General features: G+C 59.0%; 5 protein-coding genes. 1 reads left to right on the top strand and 4 read right to left on the bottom strand.

The features are described 5' to 3' along the window. The 3 genes from AC1DLB_RS23300 to AC1DLB_RS23290 form a co-directional block, all read right to left on the bottom strand. A partial coding sequence (locus tag AC1DLB_RS23300) for an aldehyde dehydrogenase family protein (RefSeq protein WP_477785717.1) occupies positions 1-871 on the bottom strand: 871 nt, incomplete at its 3' end. Positions 872-876: 5 nt separating this feature from the next. Then, positions 877-1,647: a fumarylacetoacetate hydrolase family protein gene (locus tag AC1DLB_RS23295; protein ID WP_018927923.1), complete on the bottom strand. Its 771-nt coding sequence runs from the start codon at positions 1,645-1,647 to the stop codon at positions 877-879. A gap of 11 nt (positions 1,648-1,658) precedes the next feature. Then, a complete protein-coding gene (locus AC1DLB_RS23290; RefSeq protein WP_477785716.1) occupies positions 1,659-2,315 on the bottom strand; it encodes a fumarylacetoacetate hydrolase family protein in 657 nt (218 codons plus the stop codon). Between the two features lie 189 nt (positions 2,316-2,504). On the opposite strand from AC1DLB_RS23290, the gene hpaA reads away from it, so the two are divergent. Then, a complete protein-coding gene (hpaA, locus tag AC1DLB_RS23285; protein WP_018927925.1) occupies positions 2,505-3,407 on the top strand; it encodes a 4-hydroxyphenylacetate catabolism regulatory protein HpaA in 903 nt (300 codons plus the stop codon). 115 nt (positions 3,408-3,522) lie between these two features. Here hpaA and AC1DLB_RS23280 read toward each other — a convergent pair. Continuing rightward, the coding region (locus AC1DLB_RS23280; protein ID WP_477785715.1) for an OprD family outer membrane porin at positions 3,523-4,140 on the bottom strand (618 nt) is incomplete at its 5' end.

The following is a 4,140-nucleotide window of genomic DNA, read 5'->3' as shown; positions in this document are numbered from 1 at the left end:
GAGGGTAAACGCTTTCCTGAATGAAGATCCGGCTACCAGCGGTGCAGCGTTCGCCGTTCAGCGAGAAGATGGTGAACAGTGCGGCGTCGAGGGCGCGCTCCAGGTCCGCATCTTCAAAGATCAGCACCGGTGACTTGCCGCCGAGTTCCATGGAGTATTTTTTGAGGCCGGCGGTCTGCATGATTTTCTTGCCGGTGGCGGTACCTCCGGTGAACGAAATTGCGCGCACATCCGGGTGCCGAACCAGCGCGTCACCGGCGGTGGCGCCGTAACCCTGGATGACGTTGAGCACGCCATTGGGAATGCCGGCCTCAACAGCCAGACGACCGAGTTCGTTGGCCGTCAGTGGGGAGAGCTCGGACATCTTCAGCACTGCAGTATTGCCCAGTGCCAGGCACGGCGCGGTTTTCCAGGTGGCTGTCATGAACGGCACGTTCCACGGTGACACCAGACCGCAAACACCCACCGGCTGATACAGGGTGTAGTTGAGCATCTGGTCGTCGACGGGGTAAGAGTGACCGTCCATGCGGGTGCAGACTTCGGCGAAGAAATCGAAGTTGTGCGAAGCGCGGGGGATCAACACATTTTTGGTCTGATGGATCGGAAGGCCCGTGTCCAGCGTTTCCAGTTCGGCCAGACGCGGGACATTCTGCTCGATCAGCTCACCGAGCTTGCGCATCAGTCGGGCACGTTCCTTGGCTGGCGTATTAGCCCACTTGGGGAAGGCTTCCTTGGCCGCGGCTACGGCCTGAGCGACTTCTTCGGCGCCGCCGCTGGCGATTTCACCGATGGCTTCGCCGGTGGCCGGGTTGTAGTTGACGAAAACGTCTTTGCTTTCGACCTCACGGCCGTTGATCCAGTGTTTGATCATGCTGCTCAAGCCTCTTTACGGGCGGAGAAGAATTCCGCTTCGCTAACAATTCGATTAACCAGGCGACCCACGCCTTCCACTTCCACAATCACTTCATCGCCGGGAACCACATCGGCCAGACCTTCCGGCGTGCCCGTAGCGATCATGTCGCCGGGCTGCAAGGTCATGAAGCTGGACAGGTATTCGATCAGGTAAGGGATGTCGAAAATCATGTCGGAGGTCGAGCCTTCCTGACGTAACTCACCGTTGATCCAGGTGCGCAGTTTCAGGTTGCTCGGGTCCGGCACGTCGGCGACGTCGACGATCCACGGACCGACCGGCGTCGTGGCATCGCGGTTCTTCACCCGCAGGTTGGGCCGGTAGTAATTTTCCAGGTAGTCACGGATCGCGTAGTCGTTGCACACCGTGTAGCCGGCCAGGTACTGGAGGGCGTCTTCACGCTTGACGTTACGCGCGGGCTTGCCGATGACGGCGACCAGTTCGCACTCGTAGTGCATATAGGCGACGTTGTCCGGGCGCCATGTAGCCTGGTTATGGCCGGTGTAGGTGCCCGGGGACTTGATGAACGCCAGGGGCTCGGTGGGCGGCTTGAAGGCCAACTCGGCGGCGTGGTCGGCGTAGTTCAGGCCCAGGGCGAACATGCTGCCGGTGGCCGGTGGCAGCCATTGCACTTGTTCTTCGGCCAGCAGGCGGCCGTCGGCCAGGCGCACGGCGTTGTGCTCTTCGACATGGACGAGGTGGACTTCACCTTCAAAGCGGATACGGGCGTGTTTCATGGAAGCTCCTGTTACTCGGCCACGATGTGGTTGACGAGGCGGCCCAGGCCGCTGATTTCGACTTCGACGGTGTCACCGGGCTGGACATCGAYACGGCCTTCAGGGGTGCCTGTGATCAGCACATCGCCTTCGTGGAGGGTCATGAATTCGCTGATTTCGGCGATCAACTGGGGAATGCTGCGGACAAAGTTGGCCGTGGAGTTTTCCTGGCGTAGTTCACCGTTGACGAACAGTTTCAGACTCAACTGATGCGGATCGGCGAGCTGGTCACGGCCCACCAATTCCGGGCCCAGCGAGCAGAAGCCGTCACGACACTTGGCTTTCACCGCCGGGCGGTAGTAGCTGTCTTCCGGCAGGCTGAACTCATTGACGATGGTGTAGCCGGCCACATGTTCCAGCGCATTCTCGATGCTGACCCGGCTGGCGCTTTTACCGATCACCACACCCAGTGCAGGCCCCGGTTGCAGGCGTTCACCTTGCGGATGAATCACCGTGCGGTCATGACCATTGCGGGTGTTGGGCGTCTTGATGAACAGCACCGGTTTAACCGGCGGCTTCTGGTAAGGCGCTTGCTCGAATTCGGCGACACGCTGGTTCAGCAACCCTTGATAGTTCAGCGCAACGCCGAACAGGGTGCCGTTCGCAACATCATGCAGGGCACGGCTCATGCTTTTCTCCTGGCAATGGCGGAGCAGTGACTGCTTCGCGAAATATTCGTTAACCTGTTAACGTTATAATTAATATGTTAACAATCGTCAAGCGTGGCAAAATGCGCTGGCAGTGGTTAGCCGCCGCAAACCGGCGCAGGATGAAAGTCCTTGCACTGCCAACACGCAAACAAGAAAGAGAACCGAGCGATGATCGATCGTCAGCCGATCCCCAATATCAACATCGGTCAGGTCTACGACCAGCGTTACAGCGATGCCGAAGTGCACTACGACAAACTCGGCAATCTGGCTGAGTTCTTCGGCCGCAATATGCCCGTGCACCGACACGACCGGTTCTTCCAGGTGCATTACGTGAAGAGCGGTGCGGTGCGGGTCTATCTGGATGACCAGCAATACCTCGAGTCGGGACCGATGTTTTTCCTCACGCCACCGACGGTGGCCCATTCCTTCGTCACCGAAGCGGACGCCGACGGGCATGTGTTGACGGTGCGCCAGCAACTGGTCTGGCAGTTGATCGATGCCGATCCGAGTCTGGCGCCGGGCTCGCAGTTGCCAGCGGCTTGCGTGGCATTGGCGGGGCTGGCACCACAGTTCCAGCCCGAGGTCAGGAGACTGGAGTTTCTGTTCGAGGAACTGTGCAACGAAATCAACGGCGACAAGCCAGGGCGGGGGGCGGCCTTGGAGAGCCTGACGCGATTGATCGTGATCAGCCTGCTCAGGCTGTGCGCCAATTCCCTGGAAGCCCGCCCGGCACGCCATGAAGACTTGCGGATCTTCCACCGCTTCAACGAATTGATCGAAGACCATTACCTGCAGCACTGGCCGCTGTCGCGCTATGCCGATGGCATTGGTGTTACCGAGGCACGGCTCAACGATGTCTGCCGGCGCATTGCCGACCTGCCGTCCAAACGTTTGATCCTTGAACGGCTGATGCAGGAGGCCAAGCGTCTGTTGTTGTTCACTGGCAGTTCGGCCAATGAAATCTGCTACCAGCTGGGCTTCAAGGACCCGGCCTATTTCAGTCGGTTTTTCCAGCGTTATGCGCTGGTGACCCCTGGGGAGTACCGCCTGCGGCAGTCGGGTTTGCGCTGAGGTAGCCATGTTTGCTTCTCGATAGGCGCCGAGTGTCTGTCGAGCAATCATGGTCGCAGCCGGTGCCCTGAAAAATGGCTTTTACAGGGAACCGATTGCACTTTTCATGGGCGGCTCACCACAAGGCCAGGCTGTAGCCGATGATGATCCGGTTTTCGTCTATATCGCTGGTCAGGCCGTTGCTTGAGCGAAGAGTGGCGTTGCGTAGCCGCACATTGACGTTCTTCAGCGGACCACTCTGCACCGTGTAAACCAGGTCGGTGTCACGCTCCCATTCCCGACCGTTACGCACGGTGGAGGTTTGCACATGAGAGCCGTCGACATAGCGAGTCATGAAGGTCAGCCCAGGCAGGCCCAGGGCCGCGAAGTTGTAGTCGTAACGCGCCTGCCAGGCGTCGGTCTCGGCCTTGGTGAAGACGTTGATGGTCACCAGGTTTACTGAATATGGGTCCAGGCCCGGAAAGGCGAAGTCGCCGTCTCCGGAGAGATTCTGGTACCCCAGGCCGAATTTATGGGCACCCATCGACAGGCTTACCATGCCGTTGAAAAAACGGTTGTCGATCTTGCCGCCATCGACCCTGGATGGACTGCGCAATTCATGGTTGCCTTGTTCGCGAGTATCGAAATAGCGCAAATCGCTGCGCAGATTCACACCTTCTGCCAAGGGCAATTCATGCACCAGACCGATGAAGTGCTGGCTGTAGATGTCCTGCATCCGGGCGTAATAATAGGT

The organism is Pseudomonas sp. 05N434 (genome assembly GCF_056396965.1).
Note: the sequence above shows the minus strand (reverse complement) of the source record. Positions and strands in the feature narration are given on the sequence as shown.